Annotated in this window: 21 protein-coding genes; 15 read left to right on the top strand and 6 right to left on the bottom strand. The window is 38.7% G+C overall.

Annotated elements, in window-relative coordinates; genetic code table 11:
• Positions 1-106: 106 nt before the first annotated feature.
• Positions 107-1,069, top strand: coding sequence for an oxygen-dependent tRNA uridine(34) hydroxylase TrhO (gene trhO, locus ACQCT5_RS12205; protein ID WP_499642218.1), 963 nt, complete (start codon positions 107-109; stop codon positions 1,067-1,069).
• Positions 1,070-1,107: 38 nt separating this feature from the next.
• Here the strand turns inward: trhO and ACQCT5_RS12200 are convergent, their stop codons facing one another.
• Entirely contained in the window at positions 1,108-1,302 is a 195-nt protein-coding gene (locus ACQCT5_RS12200) for a hypothetical protein (RefSeq protein WP_499642216.1), read from the bottom strand.
• A 182-nt stretch (positions 1,303-1,484) separates the two neighbouring features.
• Between ACQCT5_RS12200 and fumC the strand changes: the two genes are divergently transcribed.
• Positions 1,485-2,885: a class II fumarate hydratase gene (gene fumC, locus ACQCT5_RS12195; protein WP_499642214.1), complete on the top strand. Its 1,401-nt coding sequence runs from the start codon at positions 1,485-1,487 to the stop codon at positions 2,883-2,885.
• Between the two features lie 60 nt (positions 2,886-2,945).
• On the opposite strand, the gene ACQCT5_RS12190 is transcribed toward fumC, so the two are convergent.
• Complete coding sequence (locus ACQCT5_RS12190) at positions 2,946-3,272, bottom strand: hypothetical protein (protein ID WP_499642213.1); 327 nt, start codon at positions 3,270-3,272, stop codon at positions 2,946-2,948.
• A 176-nt stretch (positions 3,273-3,448) separates the two neighbouring features.
• On the opposite strand from ACQCT5_RS12190, the gene ACQCT5_RS12185 reads away from it, so the two are divergent.
• The 7 genes from ACQCT5_RS12185 (at position 3,449) to ACQCT5_RS12155 (ending at position 9,487) form a co-directional block, all read left to right on the top strand.
• Entirely contained in the window at positions 3,449-4,111 is a 663-nt protein-coding gene (locus tag ACQCT5_RS12185; protein WP_499642211.1) for a sigma factor-like helix-turn-helix DNA-binding protein, read from the top strand.
• 20 nt (positions 4,112-4,131) lie between these two features.
• Complete coding sequence (gene clpP, locus ACQCT5_RS12180) at positions 4,132-4,710, top strand: ATP-dependent Clp endopeptidase proteolytic subunit ClpP (protein ID WP_499642209.1); 579 nt, start codon at positions 4,132-4,134, stop codon at positions 4,708-4,710.
• A 111-nt stretch (positions 4,711-4,821) separates the two neighbouring features.
• Entirely contained in the window at positions 4,822-5,298 is a 477-nt protein-coding gene (locus tag ACQCT5_RS12175; RefSeq protein ID WP_499642207.1) for a GyrI-like domain-containing protein, read from the top strand.
• A gap of 27 nt (positions 5,299-5,325) precedes the next feature.
• Positions 5,326-5,847, top strand: a complete 522-nt coding sequence (locus tag ACQCT5_RS12170; RefSeq protein ID WP_499642204.1) for a cupin domain-containing protein — start codon at positions 5,326-5,328, stop codon at positions 5,845-5,847.
• A 155-nt stretch (positions 5,848-6,002) separates the two neighbouring features.
• Positions 6,003-7,337, top strand: a complete 1,335-nt coding sequence (locus ACQCT5_RS12165) for a spore germination protein (protein ID WP_499642201.1) — start codon at positions 6,003-6,005, stop codon at positions 7,335-7,337.
• The gene (locus ACQCT5_RS12160; RefSeq protein WP_499642199.1) at positions 7,330-8,424 is read left to right on the top strand and encodes a GerAB/ArcD/ProY family transporter; all 1,095 of its coding nucleotides are present in this window, start codon (positions 7,330-7,332) and stop codon (positions 8,422-8,424) included. Before ACQCT5_RS12165 ends, ACQCT5_RS12160 begins: the two co-directional genes overlap by 8 nt.
• Positions 8,417-9,487 carry a Ger(x)C family spore germination protein gene (locus ACQCT5_RS12155; protein ID WP_499642196.1) on the top strand — a complete coding sequence of 357 codons (1,071 nt, stop codon included), beginning with the start codon at positions 8,417-8,419 and terminating at the stop codon, positions 9,485-9,487. Before ACQCT5_RS12160 ends, ACQCT5_RS12155 begins: the two co-directional genes overlap by 8 nt.
• An 8-nt stretch (positions 9,488-9,495) precedes the next feature.
• Here ACQCT5_RS12155 and ACQCT5_RS12150 read toward each other — a convergent pair whose 3' ends face one another.
• From ACQCT5_RS12150 to ACQCT5_RS12140, 3 genes are all read right to left on the bottom strand, one after another.
• Entirely contained in the window at positions 9,496-10,116 is a 621-nt protein-coding gene (locus ACQCT5_RS12150; RefSeq protein ID WP_499642193.1) for a cupin domain-containing protein, read from the bottom strand.
• Between the two features lie 95 nt (positions 10,117-10,211).
• Positions 10,212-10,682: a nucleoside deaminase gene (locus tag ACQCT5_RS12145; RefSeq protein WP_499642191.1), complete on the bottom strand. Its 471-nt coding sequence runs from the start codon at positions 10,680-10,682 to the stop codon at positions 10,212-10,214.
• Positions 10,683-10,752: 70 nt separating this feature from the next.
• Complete coding sequence (locus tag ACQCT5_RS12140; RefSeq protein WP_499642189.1) at positions 10,753-11,214, bottom strand: hypothetical protein; 462 nt, start codon at positions 11,212-11,214, stop codon at positions 10,753-10,755.
• 614 nt (positions 11,215-11,828) lie between these two features.
• Between ACQCT5_RS12140 and vanR the strand changes: the two genes are divergently transcribed.
• The 3 genes from vanR to vanY all read left to right on the top strand — a co-directional run bounded on the left by vanR (position 11,829) and on the right by vanY (position 14,608).
• Positions 11,829-12,530 (top strand): vancomycin resistance response regulator transcription factor, VanR-F/VanR-M family, encoded by a 702-nt coding sequence (vanR, locus tag ACQCT5_RS12135; protein ID WP_499642187.1) that lies wholly within the window; start codon positions 11,829-11,831, stop codon positions 12,528-12,530.
• Positions 12,523-13,620, top strand: coding sequence for a sensor histidine kinase (locus ACQCT5_RS12130; RefSeq protein WP_499642186.1), 1,098 nt, complete (start codon positions 12,523-12,525; stop codon positions 13,618-13,620). The genes vanR and ACQCT5_RS12130 overlap by 8 nt, the downstream gene beginning before the upstream one ends.
• Before the next feature lie 112 nt (positions 13,621-13,732).
• Positions 13,733-14,608, top strand: a complete 876-nt coding sequence (gene vanY, locus ACQCT5_RS12125) for a VanY-A/VanY-F/VanY-M family D-Ala-D-Ala carboxypeptidase (protein WP_499642183.1) — start codon at positions 13,733-13,735, stop codon at positions 14,606-14,608.
• Between the two features lie 207 nt (positions 14,609-14,815).
• Here the strand turns inward: vanY and ACQCT5_RS12120 are convergent, their stop codons facing one another.
• Complete coding sequence (locus tag ACQCT5_RS12120; RefSeq protein ID WP_499642181.1) at positions 14,816-15,310, bottom strand: RrF2 family transcriptional regulator; 495 nt, start codon at positions 15,308-15,310, stop codon at positions 14,816-14,818.
• A gap of 231 nt (positions 15,311-15,541) precedes the next feature.
• Here ACQCT5_RS12120 and ACQCT5_RS12115 point away from each other — a divergent pair, with 231 nt between their 5' ends.
• The 3 genes from ACQCT5_RS12115 (at position 15,542) to ACQCT5_RS12105 (ending at position 17,573) form a co-directional block, all read left to right on the top strand.
• Complete coding sequence (locus ACQCT5_RS12115; protein WP_499642178.1) at positions 15,542-15,985, top strand: carboxymuconolactone decarboxylase family protein; 444 nt, start codon at positions 15,542-15,544, stop codon at positions 15,983-15,985.
• 298 nt (positions 15,986-16,283) lie between these two features.
• Positions 16,284-16,859, top strand: a complete 576-nt coding sequence (locus ACQCT5_RS12110; protein ID WP_499642176.1) for a TetR/AcrR family transcriptional regulator — start codon at positions 16,284-16,286, stop codon at positions 16,857-16,859.
• 285 nt (positions 16,860-17,144) lie between these two features.
• Complete coding sequence (locus ACQCT5_RS12105; protein ID WP_499642174.1) at positions 17,145-17,573, top strand: organic hydroperoxide resistance protein; 429 nt, start codon at positions 17,145-17,147, stop codon at positions 17,571-17,573.
• The last annotated feature ends 190 nt before the right edge of the window (positions 17,574-17,763 follow it).

Raw genomic sequence — 17,763 nt, 5'->3', positions numbered from 1 at the left:
AAAGGTTGCATCTATGGAACTATTTTTGCTATAGTAATATGTTGTATGTTCCTTACAGAAACATACAATGGATAAATATACTCATAAAAGGTATTGGTGATAAAAAATGAATCAAGATTATAGAGTGCTATTATATTACAAATATGTAGATATCGAGAACGCTGAGGAATTTACCCAGGAGCATCTGGCGTATTGTAAGGAGCTTGGATTGAAAGGACGTATATTGATCGCAACTGAAGGGATCAATGGAACGGTTTCCGGTACTGTTGAACAAACGGATGCCTATATTGCACATATGAATGCCAATCCGCTTTTCGCTGACATGATCTACAAGATCGATGAGACAGAAGGACATGCTTTCAAAAAAATGAAAGTCCGCTTCCGCCCAGAGCTTGTTACACTGCGCCTTGAAAACGATGTGGACCCGAACAAGACGACAGGTAAACATCTAAAGCCGAAAGAATTCTTTGAAGCGATGCAGCAGGAGGATACAGTAGTCATTGATGCACGCAATGATTATGAATATGACCTGGGCCATTTCAGAGGGTCTGTACGACCGGATATCAACACATTCAAGGAACTGCCTCAATGGATCAAGGAAAACAAAAAGAATTTTGAAGGCAAAAAGATTTTAACCTATTGTACAGGTGGAGTGCGTTGCGAGAAATTCTCAGGCTGGCTGTTGGATGAGGGCTTTGAGGACGTTTCCCAGCTTGATGGAGGAATTGTAACGTACGGTAAAGACCCGGAGGTACAAGGGGAATTATGGGACGGACAATGCTATGTGTTCGACGATCGCATCAGTGTACCCATCAACCGTAAAGAGCATGTGGTAGTTGGAAAAGATCATTTCTCCGGCGAGCCGTGTGAGCGTTATGTGAACTGCGCAAACCCTGAGTGCAATAAAAAGATCCTAAGCTCCGAAGAAAACGAACACCGCTATTTGCGGAGCTGTTCAAGCGAATGCAGAGAGCATCCAAGAAATCGTTATATAGCTGAACATGGCCTTTCAGAGGAAGAAGTAGCTGAAAGACTAGAAGATATTCGTGAAGAAGCTCAAGTGAACTGATAGCAAAACACCCCGTCGCGAAAATGTAACGGGGTGTTTCAGTTTACAGAGGAAGATGTCTGATTCGTTCTTCTCCAAATAACTGCGATAACCAATAAAAGTACGCCAACGGTTACCCCTATCAGCTGATCAAATAATAGCTCGCCATTTTTAATATAACGGAATAGAAAAACTCCCCCAAATATCCCGATAATCAAGAACGAGAGACGTATTACATAACTGTTCAACTCCATTGCCAAGCCTCCTGACCCCAATATTTAGGTTATTTCATTATATCACAAATATTATAAATTATTCTTAATTTTCCATTAATTGCATGTCCTCCTAAAAATTAAGTTTTGGATAGATACATAGTAGGAATAGAATAATAAGTAGTAAATAATTCAGAATGAACCGCATGGAAAGGATGTTGAATATGGACTATCGAATAGAAAAGGATACGATGGGCGAAATCAAGGTGCCTAAAGACAAGCTATGGAGTGCTCAAACACAGAGAAGCCTGGAGAATTTCAAAATTGGAACGGAGCGGATGCCAGTTGAAGTCATACAAGCTTTTTCTCTATTAAAAAAAGGTGCCGCGGTTTCCAACTATAAGCTCGGAAAATTACCACTCGAAAAAACGGAAGCCATTACAATCGCCTGTGAAGAGATCAACAACGGAAAGTGGAATGACCATTTCCCGCTGGTTGTATGGCAAACCGGGAGCGGCACTCAATCAAACATGAATGTGAACGAGGTCATTGCAACAAGGGGAAATCAAATACTTAAAGAAAGAGGCGTCGATTTCACTCTTCATCCAAATGATGATGTGAATATGTCCCAAAGCTCCAATGACACCTTTCCTACTGCGTTGCACATTGCAGGTGTTCTTGCTATTGAAGACCAACTCCTGCCGGCTTTAACAAAATTGAAGACCACGTTGAATAAAAAAGCGGAGGAGTTTCAGGCCGTCATTAAAATCGGCCGCACTCATCTTCAGGATGCAACTCCCTTGACGCTTGGGCAAGAGATAAGCGGTTGGCATCATATGCTGGAAAAATGTGAAAGCATGCTGATGGAAAGCAGTGTATATATGAAGGAGCTTGCAATAGGTGGAACAGCCGTAGGAACAGGATTGAATGCCCATCCTGAGTTCGGGGAAATGGCAGCAAAAGAAGTAAGTCTTTATTCAGGGAAGACCTTTACATCCGCAACAAATAAATTCCATGCCCTGACAAGTCATGATCAGATGGTGCATGTGCATGGCGCATTGAAAGCACTCGCTGCAGATTTGATGAAGATCGCCAATGATGTCAGGTGGCTCGCAAGTGGGCCAAGAAGCGGAATCGCAGAGATATTCATCCCTGAAAATGAACCAGGCAGTTCCATTATGCCCGGAAAGGTGAACCCCACCCAAAGCGAGGCACTAACAATGGTTGCTGCGCAGGTCATGGGTAATGATGTGACAATTGGAATTTCAGCCAGTCAAGGAAACTTTGAACTGAATGTATTTAAGCCGGTGATCATTTACAATTTTCTTCAATCCGTCCGTCTATTAACAGATTCCATGATTAGCTTTCATGATAAATGTGTGGTGGGAATAGAACCTAATTATGATAAGATCAAAGAAAACCTTGGAAATTCCCTCATGCTTGTAACAGCGTTGAACCCACACATCGGATATGAAAATGCAGCGAAAATTGCAAAGCTTGCATATCATGAAGGTATCACATTGAAGGAAGCTGCTATTAAGACGGGACTATTGACTGAAGCGGAGTTTGATCAGAAAGTGGATCCTGCCAACATGATTGGCAACACAAAGGGGAAGGAGAGCTAACAATATCTGAGGGGAGGTACATAAAAGGAAGTCCCTGACTATTAGGGACTTCCTTCCCCATCATTTTGCTACAAGATCATCTTCACTTACTTTTTCAATCTTTTCCACAAACATCTGGAACACTTTTCTTTTCTCATCTAGTTCCCTTATGTATTGCTTCAGTTCGTTGAATTTCTCCTCGTAGGGTCTATGATAGGTGTTTTTAATATTGTTGATGATTTCATCATTGATGGTAGATTGAATAACCTGTTTGGTGATGCTGAATTTGATGGAATAAAGCTGGAGATCGCACTTTACCTTTTCATATTCATCGTCAATTTCTTTCTTTTGCAAAAGTATTTCTTCTTTCCATTCCCGTAAGGATTCCTTCACATAAGATGCCTGCATTTAAAGTACCTCCTTTAGCTTCAATCGTAATATGTATTGTAAAATGTATGTATCAATAGAATATTAACAATAAGAGTCAATTTTCTGGGGGTCAATCGAATTATTTTTACCCCCCATATCTTTTGTTGCCTCCAAAACGTTTAATAGATGAGTGGTGTAAAAGGAGTGAGTAATAGATGGAGAATGTGGAAACAAAGCTTATAGAAAAATTCAATTCCCTGCAAAGGTACTGTCACTATTTAACGCGAAACCGGTGGGATGGAGATGATCTTGCACAGGAAACGTTCGCAAAGGTTTTATCCTCCTATAAAGAGGGTCCGACAATCAGTATGAGGCTGATCCAGAAAATAGCTTTTAACCAATGGATGGATATCATGAGAAAAAGAAAGAGGGAGGACTTGTCGGAAGCAATACCTGACGTATCAGATGCAAAAGTTTCTACTTTCGATAGCCCTTTCATCATTCATGACTTTCTGCTTAAACAGCTGACTCCAAAGCAGGCAGTCACCTTTTTTCTAAAAGAAGCATTCCAATATCAGAACCAGGAGATCGGGGAGCTTCTTCATCTGCCCGAGGGAGCGGTAAAAGCGATTGTACACCGCTATAGAAACCGGTTAAATAAGGAGAAAACCGAAATAGATAAGCCTTTGATCGACTGCATTTGGTTAGATGAAGAGGCAAACAAAATGGCTCAACTTATGGATGAAAGTATCCACCGTGCTGATCCATCCATTTTAATAAGGCAACTGCCTTCCTTTAGAACTTTGAAGACGGCTATTACTACTTCCCGCTCCGGATTTACACACACTCCTTCTTGCAGCTTACAAAGTGCAGCATAATATACAAGGAGGGATTTGGATTGAATATGATTCCATATGTCATTGAACACTCGAATAAAGGGGAACGGTCGTACGATATTTATTCAAGGCTCTTGAAGGACAGAATCATCATGATCGGGGATGAAATAACTGATCAAATGGCAAACAGTGTTGTGGCACAATTGCTTTTTTTGGCAGCAGACGATCCCGAAAAGGATATTTCCATCTATATAAATAGCCCCGGAGGTTCCACCACTGCAGGCTTTGCCATACTGGACACCATGAACTATATCAAACCCGATGTCAGGACGATCTGTATTGGAATGGCTGCATCATTTGGGGCACTTTTACTGATGGCCGGAAAGAAAGGGAAGCGGCTTGCATTGCCAAATAGTGAAATCATGATTCATCAGCCTTTGGGCGGCGCCAGGGGCCAGGCTACGGAAATCGAGATCTCCGCCAGAAGAATCCTTAAGCTAAGAGAAGATATCAATCAGATGATTTCAGATATGACAGGGCAGCCTGTGGAGAAAGTGGCCAAGGATACAGACCGTGACAATTTTATGACTGCTGCGGAAGCGAAATTGTATGGAATAGTGGATGAAGTACTAGAAAAATAAACTGCGATCCGGGGGGTGGACTTCCCGGATTTTTTAATTCTGGAAAAAAGCAGGGAACCAGAGTTTTTTGGCGAATATTGTATATTCATCTGGAAAAGAGGGGGAGATATTGTGACGGAAAACATCTATAATGAAAATGGCATCAAGGATTTGGGCGAGTTGAAACTGGTAGGATTCCGTGTCCTGTGTCCCGGTGACAAGTATATATATGAAATACCTCGTGCGACAAAAAAGCTTTCTGATAGATTGAATGAAATTAAACATGTACTCTATCCCCATCTTTTGAATGGTGCATTTGTGGTGGAACCTTCTTCAGAGGAAGAGGATGGCTACTGGATTGGCGTGGAAGTGGAGGAGTTTGAAGATATCCCCGCAGATATGGTGACCCTGACCATCCCTTCCCAGAGCTATGCCAGCACCACGTATAGAGGACCTAACTATGATATAAGAAAAGCGTACCGGGAATTACATACATGGATGGAACAGCAAGGCCTCGAGCGTAACGTTAACGGCTGGCACCTGGAGGTATTCCATGAGTGGGAGGATGCAGATAATATCGGCGTCGAATTGCTGGACACCCTACATTGATGAAGACAGTACGAAAGGAATTTTGATATGCATATTGATTCTCTTGATTACTGGGTAACAAAACTTGAACTGGAGCAGCATCCTGAGGGGGGCTATTATAAACAAACCTTCACATCAAATGAAAACATTACAGATAGAGAGCTGAGCACTGATTTCCATGGCAAGCGTTCACTTTATTCCAGTATTTACTTCCTTTTGACGGATAAAAATGTATCCCATTTTCACCGTCTTAAATCTGACGAGCTGTGGTATTTCCATGGCGGGAGCTCACTTTCTGTCCATGTGATCCATGAATCAGGGGAATACCAGGAATACAAACTTGGATTGGATTTTGAAAAAGGGGAGACTCCACAGGTTTTAGTACCTAAAAACGCAATTTTCGGTTCGTCTGTTACCGCAGGGGATTCCTGTTCTCTTGTTGGCTGCATGGTATCACCGGGGTTTGTCTTTGAAGACTTCGAGTTGTTCACTCAGGCAGAATTGCTGGAGAAATACCCACAGCATGAAGAGATTATCAGAAAGATGGCTTATGAGGTACTACCTGAATAATAATGTAAGAAAAGGACTTTGGTAATTTATTACTGAAGTCCTTTTTCGTTGGAGAAATTCACCTCTTACAGTAGGATGACAAGAGTTATACATATTTCTTCATTCATGGGGGAAAATGGAATAAACTGATGGGAAATGTGGAGGTACGCCTTACAATGGAAGGGACTTTGCAGGAGATTACGTCTGGGTTAAAAAATAATGATGATTTTTTTGAAATATATCAGGATTTTGGCAAAGAAAAATTAATTTTTTTAGGACTAAATAGTTTAATGGATGTACCGAAAACACTTTTCAGCCTAAAAGAAAGGTTGAACAATGAATCGGCGATGGATAATCAGTTCACTTCCATTTTATTTGGGTTGGGAGAAAATATTATCCAAGATAAAAAAGCTATCATTTCCTCCATCCTAGAAGGCAAGCTGGTAATCCTTCTGCAAAATGATCAAGACCAGGCCATTGTGGTAAATCCCTATTCAAAAATGCTATCACGCAGTATTGAAGCGCCAACGAATGAAAATACACTTCAAGGGGGCTTAAGTTCCTTTAACGAGGATCTTGATACAAACCTAGGGATCATCCGAAAACAGATTGTATCAGAGAATCTGCTTATAAAAGCATTTACCCTAAGTAATGAACAATCAAGAAAAGTTTCCTTAATCTACTTTAAAGGATCCAATAAACCTTATCTTGAAACATTGGAAAAACGTCTGAAAGAAAATATCGGCATAGACCCAAAAAACCTTCAAAATCTGAACAGATTGATGGGGATCCCACGTTGGAGCCTAGTCAGCCATTTCACCACCACTGAACTACCACAAGAGGCGAACAATGCATTGGAAAGAGGCCGAGCGGTATTGTTTATCGATCGATTGCCTTATGCATTTATCACTCCCGGTCGATTGGAGGATATGTTCTTTATTGAAAATGATGAAAATTTCCCATATCCTATCATGATAGCAATTAGATTTCTAAGGATAGCTGCAACTTTGTTAACTTTGATCATTCCTGGGTTATATGTAGCCCTCGTATCTGTAAATCCCGAGGTTCTCAGAATTGAATTGGCGTTATCGCTCGCTGAAAGCAGAGACGGAGTTCCATATCCTGCACTCGTAGAAACGCTTCTCATGTTGATTACACTAGAATTGATTATAGAGGCAAGTGTCCGATTGCCAAAAAGCATCGGGCCAACCATAACAATGGTGGGAGGGATAATTCTCGGACAGGCAGCAGTTGAAGCGAAATTAGTAAGCAACCTGTTAATCATCATTCTTGCGGCTACAACCATCGCAAACTCTACCATCATCGGTGTTCAACATTCAACTTCTATCCGATTGTTTAAGTATTTGATATTGGTCCTTGCTTCCTTCTTTGGTGTGCTAGGAATTCTCGTTGGGGTATTCTTTGTCTGCAGCTACTACGCAAGTATTACAACTCTCGGGGTTCCATTTATCAACTTCAATTTTTCGAAAGGTGACATAAAAAGTGGATAAGTCTTTTAGCGTTGTCTGTACTTATATCCTGACACATTTAAGTCTTATTTTTTTCATGTATTCCGATGATATCATTTCCAGCACGGATCAAGGCCATTGGCTTCCGATCCTATTAGGGGTGAGTGTCCATATTTTCATCATTTCAATATACATGAGCGGACTCAAAGAATTTCACAATCAGGATATTGTCGATATTTATACAAAAGGTGGAAAATGGATGGTTATGTTGTTTTTAGTCCCCGTTAGCCTCTATTTTCTTGCTGCCATCATTTTATCGGTAAGAGCATATTCCGAGATCATCAATATCGTATTCTTATCGAATACTCCTTTATGGGCGGTCATGGCAGTCCTGCTTTTCATATCAAGCTATCTTGCATCAAGGGGATTGGAAGCCATTTTCCGTACCGGTTTATTGTTGACCTTTCTATTCATTCCATTAATATTTTTTATTTTCCTGGTATCTTTTCAGAATGTGGACTGGCATTATCTATTCCCTATATGGCCTACATCTTTCAAATTTCTGACGACCAATTCGTATTTAAAAAGCTTTTTTGCGATAGGAGGAGGATTTTTATTTCTTGGTTTTGTTCAGCCATACTTCTCCTATAAAAGGAAAATCGTTTTGATTGCAGCTTTTTTATTGGTGCCATGTTTTTTAATTTCTGTCTATATCCCAATCTTGACATTTGGCGATGCAACCGCTTCAAATTTTTTATTCCCTTTCGTTACTTCTGTTGACTCCATAAACCTGAATTGGCTGATGTTTGACAGGATTACCATGTTCTTTCTGATGAGCCTTATTACGTTTATCATGCTTTTCATCTCTCTTGTTCTATGGAAATTGCTGCGTATTCTCCATCGAGGAATACCTTCTGCCAAACACACATATCTCACAGTAATTGTTTCCATCTTCATTTATATTGTCTGCCTATTTATCCCTAATTGGAATGACGTAAGCAGACTCTTCCTATGGAATACTTTTCTCAGGTTCTATGTAATGTTCTCTGTCCCGATTTCGATCTATCTACTAGGTTTAAAGGCTAGAAAAGCAGGTGCAGGAAAGAAAGGAGAGGTAAAACATGCATAAAAAGTACATGGTGATTTTTCTTCTCTTTTTGTCATTTACTTGTCTGAGTGGTTGTTGGGATAATAAGGATATCAACCATAGAGTGATGCCTGTAGTTCTGGGGATAGGCTCAACTGAAGATGGCTATAAAGTATTCATGGAGATACCGGTACCAAAGGAGGATTCCTTGGAAATAAGAATAGTTTCAGGTGTAGGGGAAACGATCAACCAAGTGATGGATGAATTAAGTAAGAACATTGAGAGCAGCGTTGATTTACTCCATGTCAAAGTGATTGTTATCAGCAGTGATTTAGCAGAAGATGGAGTGAAGGACCTGTTTGCAGGTTTTATGCGTTCAAGGGATGTCTCCCCAAAAGCGTTGGTTGCCATAAGTGAAGATAGTTTGGATGAGTTATTTTCCGTATTGGAACAGAGTAAAGAGTCCGACAGTACCATATTATTGGATTGTTTTGAAAAGCATGCAGGATGGGGACCACAGATTGCCTTAACCAGAATATGGCAGGTATATAGAAGTATCCATTCCTATACACTGGATGTTGCAATCCCGTTAATAAAAATGGGAGGTACTACCTTAATTGAACAATCGGGTTCAGCCGTGATAAAAAACGGAAAAATGGTAGGGAAAATCTCTTCCGACGAAACACTCTTATACAACGCTTTTCAAGGAGAAAGTACCCATGGGAAAATCGAAGTGATGAAGGAAGCGAGTGTCATTATAGTTGCCAACTCCATGCACCATGAAAGTGATATGAATCATGATGTGCCGCATTTAAAGTCGAACATCCATATGAAGGTGATGTTACTGGAAACGAGGGGGGATCCGTCACTATCAAAAATCAAAAAGGATTTAGAAGCGCAACTTAACGAGAGGTTCGAACGAATGTTCTCATCTGTGCAATCCACACAGGCTGATATTTTTGGCATTGGTCAACTATTCAGAAAGGAGATACCAAGAAAATATCTTAAAGACTGGCGTTCCCGCTACTACCCGAATATGAAAATGGATATGAATGTCCATGTGGAAATCCAGAATAATGGGAATCTAAAAACGCCAGCCAATTAAGGATTCTTTTACCGTCTTACTGGATTATAATAATAATAGTTAGGATATGGGTATTGATAAGGGGACGTAAAACCGGGATTTATTTGTCTATAATTTCTATCACAGTCTTTTGGCGGTCCGATAAAAGTATTTGGTTTAATAGGGGAAACCGCCTTTTTCCATTTGTTCTCATCCAGACAATACGAATGTGCCATAATATTTGCTGGTGTTAAGGCTAAAATATCTGATCCCAGAATTACTTCTGGCGTTGGTGCATTGAATATTGCCAGTAAATGAGTATCGTCAACTGTTGCAATTTCATAGTGCCACCAGCCTTGAGGAATATTGACCACCTGACCAGGGGTAACCTTGTAGTTATGGATGACTTTCGTAAAAGGGTTCAACAACGATATAACGGCTGAACCCGATATGCAGTACACCAGTTCTGCAGCATTTTGATGGTAGTGCGGCTCAATGATATTATCTTTGCTAAGAAAAATATCAAGCAGGGAGACATTATCCAGTGTATTTAACTGTTCTACGCCAAGAACATTTATATAATTTTTACTGTTTTTCTTGAAAGAGTTGCTTTTGTTCACATCGGAAAAAAATTGGACGGAGGGGGAGGTATAATCCATAGCTGTTCCCATATTTGTTCATTCCTTTAAAGTAAATTATTTGGGTCAACTTTAAATTATGCAATACCTCCTTACTTGTGCCAGTACATATATCCAATCATAGGATCTCAATATTCAATTTTTATACTGGCCGCTTTCCACAAGGTGAATGGATTTTCTTTTGTATCCAGGTGCACATGATAGAAAGGGATCTTTTTATCCGTTCCGTCTGCACGAAGCTCTTCATAAATGAAGGCATCATCAAAGCCGGCAGCTTTAGCATCATGCTTCGAATCTGCAAAATAAACCTCATGGATCCTTGCCCAATAAATTGCACCAAAGCACATCGGACAGGGCTCGCAGCTTGTATAGAGAATGCAGTCTTTCAGTTGGAAATCTTTTAGATTCTGGCAGGCATCCCTTATGGCCTGCACTTCAGCATGTGCGGTGGGATCCAACTGTCCTGTCACGCGGTTGACACCCCGTCCGACTACTGTTCCATCCTTTACAAGAATCGCACCAAAAGGGCCACCAGAACCCATTCTCACATTCTCGTTTGCTAGCTTGATAGCTTCCAACAGGAAGGATTGATGGTCCATCGTAACACCTCCAATATAATAAGAGTATATTTTATGGGATGTTGTATTAGAAGATGGAACAGCACTATTCTTATTCTTCCTTGAAAATACCCTCTTGCCAGCGCTGATATATATAAATGATTAAAGCTAGTCCCAGCATGATTAAATAAATACCCCAATCAGGCATATTAATTAGTTCATTTAAGCCAGACCTTTCTGTAAGTTCTAGTACACCAAAATTAAAAATCGCATCAACAATTATGTTCGTAACCATATATAATATAAAATTACGATAGGTATAATGAAAAATCCAAATTGTTGAGATTAAAAAAAGTCCATATGCAAAAGAAATGTTTGTTATGTGTCCCCAAGGTACGATTTTAGCTTTCAGCACCCACCAATCGTATGTATAGCCTATTTCATACAAAATTGTAAGCAGTAACGAAACGAATATCGCTACAGGCATATAACGTTTAATACTGTCTTTTTTCATAAAAAATAAAGACAGCCAAGGAACAATTAAGCTCAGCCAAAGGAAAATCTTAATGAACAAATGCCTCACCGCCGATTCGTTTATGGTTAGATTATTTTTACCTATGTGACAAATAATTATGTGAATAATAAGATTGGGAATATTCATTATTGAAGAAGGTTCATAGTACGAAGGATATAGCTGAGATGGTAAACGTTTACGATATATTAGCCAATTGCTTAGTGGTAATTAAGTTCTGTATTATCTTAAGAAAAAGTTAAGAATTCTCACATAATATATTTAAGAAATTTCCTTTAAACTATCACACTTGAAGGTAAAAGATTTTTTGCAATTGGTGATTTTCTCATTAGTTAATAAACAATACTTGTAGTGGATTATGAGTAGTAAATAAGGGTTCTCATTGCCGTTATACCCATTTGGAAATAATTTGTCCAAAGGGTATTGTTATAGAAAAATAACATAATAATTTCCACCAATGCATTCCACCCTATCTTTTGATAAGGAAAAAATAATAAAACATATATTAAATCCCTAATTATTCAAAAAGCTGCCACGAATGTTACTATTATGATGATGTAGCATCCCTACCAACAACAACGATTTTTTGGTGGTGTACAGCTTCGTAAGGCATGATTGATATTTAGTGAATATCAATTTACATAGGAGTGAAATCAATGAAACGTTTATCAATTTTAATAGCTGATGATGAGGAAGAAATTGCTGATCTGATTGCCATCCATTTAAAAAAAGAAGGATACCATGTGATTAAAGCATCGGATGGACAAGAGGCTGTTCGTGTTGTAGAGACACAGGTTATTGATTTGCTGATTTTGGATATAATGATGCCGAAATTGGATGGATATGAAGTCACAAGCCGCATTCGTGAACAGCATAATATGCCAATCATATTTTTAAGTGCCAAAACTTCTGATTTCGATAAAGTACAGGGCTTGGTAATTGGCGCAGATGATTATATGACTAAACCATTCACCCCGATAGAATTGGTTGCTCGTGTAAATGCTCACCTCCGACGTTTTATGAAGCTAAATCAACCAAAAAAAGGTACAGAAAAAAAAACCAGCGTGGAAAATGGTGGAATAGTTATTTCTCCTGATCAACGTAAAGTGACTCTATATGGTGAAAACATCGAACTAACACCTAAAGAGTTTGATATTTTGTACTTACTAGCCAGTCACCCCCGGAAAGTTTTTAGTGTGGAAAATATTTTTCAGCAGGTGTGGGGCGATGCATACTTTGAAGGTGGGAATACCGTAATGGTCCATATTCGCACCTTACGAAAAAAACTTGAAGAAGATAAACGGAAAAATAAATTTATAAAAACCGTATGGGGCGTGGGGTATACATTCAATGGGTAAAATATTACGAAGTTTCCGCTCAAAAATGATATTATTATTTGGTTTAAGTATGCTGCTGTCTGGCGCTATAACTTATCTAATCTTTAAAGGACTTCAATGGTATTATCATACATTTGTTGATTATGGAGATCTGTGGGTTAAAAATATTCGTATCTTCATACACAATATAGGCGACATTAACTTCTTTTTACTACTATTTGTCCCACTTTCGATCTTTTTCTTTTATTTGCTGACCCAACGCTATTCAACCTATTTCAAGGTGATTTCAAACGGAATTCATTATCTCGCTCGTGGTGAGTTTTCACATCGTGTTCAAGTCCAATCAAATGATGAATTTAGCGATATTGCGCTGGATATTAATTTAGCAAGTGAAAAATTGCAACAAGCCATCGAAAGAGGAGATTTTTCGGAAAGTAGTAAAAATCAGCTAGTCGTAAATTTGGCTCATGATCTCCGTACACCGCTCACCTCCGTTTTAGGTTATTTAGATTTAATACTTAAGGATGAGAATTTGACGAAAGAACAAGTCAGACATTTTTTAACGATTGCCTTTACTAAATCTCAACGTTTAGAAAGACTTATTGATGAATTATTCGAAATAACGCGAATGAACTATGGCATATTGCCAATTAAAAAAAATCACATAAATTTAAGTGATCTCCTTCATCAATTAAAGGAAGAATTGTATCCTATCTTCGAGAAGAATGATTTGATAGCTAGAATGAATGTGACTCCGCATTTACCTATTTTAGGTGATGGAGAGCTATTAGCACGTGTATTTGAAAATCTTCTTACCAATTCGAATCGCTATGGTAACGATGGCCAATTTGTGGATATTAACGGCTATATTGATTCTGGGAAAGTGGTTGTTCAGATTGTGAATTATGGAGATCCCATTCCTCAGAATGAGCTGCCACATCTCTTTGATATGTTTTATACCGGTGACAAAGCACGAACTCATCAAGTAGGTGGCACCGGGATTGGCTTGTTCATTGCCAAGAATATTGTGGAGCAGCATAATGGAACCATTACTGCCGAAAGTAGTATAATACGTACAATTTTTGAAGTCAGCTTACCGCAGGAGAGATAAAGTTTAAAATCCGAGTAAAGGATTTAAGAAAAATTTAATATTTACCCCACTCTTTTTTTAAATAGTTTGCCCTACACTTATAATCAAATAAGAACAAGGAGGAAACTGATAAATGAAGAAGTGGGGCTTTTTATTATTATTATTGTGCCTAGGTTTAACCTTCGTAAATATGGAACCTTTTTCTGAACCAAAAGTAAAAATACAAAACTATAATCAATCTGAAAATGATATAGAAGTGAGTGGAAGAATCCCTGGAGAAATCCAAAAAATTGTAATTACAGAAGACCAAATCTATCAAGGAGATCTGCTTTTGGTCAACAGTGAATATCCTGTTCACCAAGAGAGTATTAAGTCGGATATTGTCAATTTATCTGCAAACTATGAATTGGCACAAAGTTACGTGTTGTTAGGCAGTGACATTTACCTGTCAGAGGATGTTGCACATAAATTCTCAGAGATGGTTGCTGCTGCAGAAAAAGATGGCCTTCAATATTTCGCCATTACAAGCGGCTTTCGAGACTTTGATGAGCAAAGTTTACTTTATCAAGATATGGGTTCTGCCTATGCCTTGCCACCTGGCTATAGCGAACACAATCTGGGTTTAGCGCTTGATGTAGGATCTACTCAAATGAAGATGGCTGATGCACCAGAAGGAAAGTGGATAGAAGAAAACTCTTGGAAATACGGGTTCATTTTACGCTATCCAAAGGACAAAACGGACATAACAGGCATTCAATATGAACCGTGGCACATCCGCTATGTTGGTTTCCCTCATAGCGCGATTATGAAAGAAAAGAATTTCGTTTTAGAAGAATATATGGAGTACCTAAAAGAAGAAAAAAACATTTCTGCTAGTGTAAATGGGGAAAAATATGAGATTTCATATTATCCTATAACTAAAAACACGACCATTAATGTGCCTGCCAATCTTCGTTATGAGATTTCAGGTAACAATATCGATGGTGTGATTGTGACAGTGTTTCCCTGAAAAGCACGTATGAAACTCTTGGAAGGTGATTAACTAGCTTGAAATGGACTTGGCCATCATCGACTTAATTCTTGAGACATCGTATTTAACAGAATGAGTTGAGGATAGGTTTTTGTTAATAATAGACAATCGGAAGATACGTTTTCCTGAAAAATAACAAACCTCTCAAAATTCCAATTAATTAAGGAATTTCATGAGAGGTTTGTTTTATAGGCTGCTCTTCGAAAAATATTTCCGAGTTTCTTCACGTATTTGTTTAGGTAGGACATGCTCCAACTCAACCTTTAACCATGACAGCGTTTTGCCACGCAAGTATTCACGCATAGTTTCTTCCGCAGAGAGCATAACTAAATTGATAGTGCAAGATGAGTTGCCTATAGAGCATATTTTTTCTCTATACAGCAAACCATTATCTTTAATATTTTTACATTGAAAAATAGGCTTAGGACCTTCAACTGCTTCTATTACATCCCAAAAGGAAATTTCTTCAGATGATTTATTCAGTTTATAACCACCCTTAACTCCGGGCACTGAACTTACAATACCATACTTAGATAATTTACTAAAAATCTTCGATAGGTATGTCTCAGAAACCCCTTGAAAATGGGAAAGTTCCTTTATGCCAATGGGTGAATCCTCTGGACTATCAATTAAATAGACAAGGCAGTGAAGTGCATACTCAACTCCAATACTATACTGCATTAAAAACACCTTCTTCATAAATAAGATTATTTAATTAATCTTAGAAATAATTTATTCCCTTGTCAAACAAGTATATTTGGTATTAATTAACATCAAAAGATGATTGACATAATAAACTTCACGCATTATTATCGATAGTATCAATCGGTGATTGATGTTATCCGTAATTGACACTTAAAGTATCTAAGATTCAATTATGTATTTAATAAGCTTCTTAAGGAGGAAAATATATTGGAACAAAGAATTGATTATTACGAGCTAGCACCAGAAGCAATGAAAATAATGATGGGAATGGAGAAGTATACGAAAACTACGGGTATTGACCGTAAACTTCGTGAACTTATAAAAATTAGGGCTTCTCAAATAAATGGTTGTGCTTATTGCATTAACATGCATACAGCAGATGCTAGAAAAATGGGAGAAACGGAACAACGTTTATATTGTATTAGTGCTTGGAGAGAGTGTACATTCTACACTGATTCAGAAAAAGTAGCACTTGAATTAACAGAGTGCGTGACTCTGATCCCTACAAAACGTGTGCCGGATGAGCTTTATCAACGAGTACGGGAACATTATGACGAGAGACAATATATTGACCTTGTTCTAATAATTAATCAAATTAACAGCTGGAATAGAATTTCTATTGCAATGGGGAATATAGCAACTGAAAAATGATTATCCCTGACCTTTTGTTTTCTATACAGGTAGTATCATTAAAAATTTACGAGGGAACTACACTTTTAGTTAGTAAATATTTGGTTAGGTATATCTCTCAAAATTCATAAAAGGTGAAGAGAATAGGAGAGATTATCGTTATGGGTAAAGTAAGGTTTATTACTGGAACTTCAAATGGATTCTCCACCAATTCTTGTGAATAACATGACAATTCATTTAAGAACGTACGGTCAAAATAATTCTTGACCGTACGTTCTTAATATGCTAGATTTACATTGAAAGGAGGGAAGCACACAATTTGGCTAGGAGAAAGGAATTTGATGAAGATGCCGTTTTGCTAAAAGCCATGCTTTTATTCTGGGAACAAGGCTATGAGAAGACATCCATCCAGGAGCTAGTCTCCCATTTGGGGATTCATAAAGGGAGCCTGTATGATACTTATACAGATAAACATACCTTGTATGTCACAGCATTAAAGCGCTATATTGAAATGTTTGAGCAAAAGGTTACCCATCCGGTTAAGCGACAAATGGTAAATACCCGTTCTGCCAAGAAAGCAATCCGAATGATGCTTGAAATGGCGACCCACCAGGAACATGGTTGCTTTGCCGTAAATACAGCGGTTGAGTTGGCAAAACATGATTCTGAGTCAATAGATTATGTTCTTCTGGGTTGGGCCAAAGCGGAACAGTTAATACACGACCTTATTTTAGAAGGTCAGCAATCGGGAGAACTTTCCAAGACCCTCAACGCTGAATGGCTGTCTCATTATTTTAATAATGCAATAATTGGACTCCGCGTTATGGCTAAGACTATATCGGACAGTGAAAAATTACACCATATTATTGACATGAATATGTTGGTATTGGAATGATGGGTAAGGATTCCACTTAATCGTATGGTCGGCCGATCAGAGGAAATTCCCAATGTTGTTCCTCGCTTCTGATGATTTTTCATAGGTACAGGGGATAGAAATCGTCGTTGGCGGAGGAGCAGCTCCACTATGAGCGCCAATATAACGACTAGTGTTATTTTGATAGATTTTTTTTAATTATTTTTGAACGTTCGTTCAAAAATAATTAACCTAACTTGCAGGCAAAGATACGGTTACCAGTATGACCAAAGTAAAAAACTCAGTAATAAAAGGAGAGTATCAAAAATGATGAAAATCGAAAAGGAATTGTACCGGGCTACAGTAAATGTTCAAGGCGGAAGAGATGGCAAAGCGGTTTCCAGCGATGGAAATCTTAATGTGGACTTGAGATATCCAAAGGAATTAGGGGGTAGCGGAGCTGGGACCAATCCGGAGCAATTATTTGCTGCAGGATTTGCCGCATGCTTCCAAGGTGCGATGGGCACTGTTCTTAGAAACAAGAATATTAAAGCAGACGGTATAACCATTGATTCTCATGTTACGCTCGGCAAGGAAGCGAACGACGGTTATGCACTGGCAATTACTATGGACATCACTGTTAAAGGCGTAGAAACCAGCGTGGCAGAGGAAGTCGTTGCGGAAGCTCATAAAGTTTGTCCTTATGCCAAAGCAACTCGTGGAAATATCGAAGTAATCTCGAACGTTGTTGGTTAATCAACTTACATCGAGTATATACTAATCCTTAGTAAGAAATCGAATTCACACTTTCGATACGGGAGCATGGCCCATAACACAAGTAAGCTGCCGTTCGGATGGAGAAAGTGGTGTCGAAACTGGTGCAGATCGGACTTTCGGTTCCAATCAATTCCCTAATTATAAAATAATTTATTAATAAAAGGAGAGT

The sequence above is a fragment of the Sutcliffiella halmapala genome (genome assembly GCF_050107295.1).
Taxonomy (GTDB): Bacteria; Bacillota; Bacilli; order Bacillales; family Bacillaceae_I; genus Sutcliffiella_A; species Sutcliffiella_A halmapala_A.
Note: the sequence above shows the minus strand (reverse complement) of the source record. Positions and strands in the feature narration are given on the sequence as shown.

Coding starts and splice junctions, on each gene's coding strand:
- ACQCT5_RS12130 (WP_499642186.1), top strand. CDS start 12,523: ATGGGTAAAATATTACGAAGTTTCCGCTCAAAAATGATATTATTATTT.
- ACQCT5_RS12120 (WP_499642181.1), bottom strand. CDS start 15,310: ATGCAGTATAGTATTGGAGTTGAGTATGCACTTCACTGCCTTGTCTAT.
- ACQCT5_RS12150 (WP_499642193.1), bottom strand. CDS start 10,116: ATGGGAACAGCTATGGATTATACCTCCCCCTCCGTCCAATTTTTTTCC.
- vanR (WP_499642187.1), top strand. CDS start 11,829: ATGAAACGTTTATCAATTTTAATAGCTGATGATGAGGAAGAAATTGCT.
- ACQCT5_RS12170 (WP_499642204.1), top strand. CDS start 5,326: ATGCATATTGATTCTCTTGATTACTGGGTAACAAAACTTGAACTGGAG.
- ACQCT5_RS12145 (WP_499642191.1), bottom strand. CDS start 10,682: ATGGACCATCAATCCTTCCTGTTGGAAGCTATCAAGCTAGCAAACGAG.
- fumC (WP_499642214.1), top strand. CDS start 1,485: ATGGACTATCGAATAGAAAAGGATACGATGGGCGAAATCAAGGTGCCT.
- ACQCT5_RS12185 (WP_499642211.1), top strand. CDS start 3,449: ATGGAGAATGTGGAAACAAAGCTTATAGAAAAATTCAATTCCCTGCAA.
- trhO (WP_499642218.1), top strand. CDS start 107: ATGAATCAAGATTATAGAGTGCTATTATATTACAAATATGTAGATATC.
- ACQCT5_RS12155 (WP_499642196.1), top strand. CDS start 8,417: ATGCATAAAAAGTACATGGTGATTTTTCTTCTCTTTTTGTCATTTACT.
- ACQCT5_RS12105 (WP_499642174.1), top strand. CDS start 17,145: ATGATGAAAATCGAAAAGGAATTGTACCGGGCTACAGTAAATGTTCAA.
- vanY (WP_499642183.1), top strand. CDS start 13,733: ATGAAGAAGTGGGGCTTTTTATTATTATTATTGTGCCTAGGTTTAACC.
- ACQCT5_RS12200 (WP_499642216.1), bottom strand. CDS start 1,302: ATGGAGTTGAACAGTTATGTAATACGTCTCTCGTTCTTGATTATCGGG.
- ACQCT5_RS12165 (WP_499642201.1), top strand. CDS start 6,003: ATGGAAGGGACTTTGCAGGAGATTACGTCTGGGTTAAAAAATAATGAT.
- ACQCT5_RS12190 (WP_499642213.1), bottom strand. CDS start 3,272: ATGCAGGCATCTTATGTGAAGGAATCCTTACGGGAATGGAAAGAAGAA.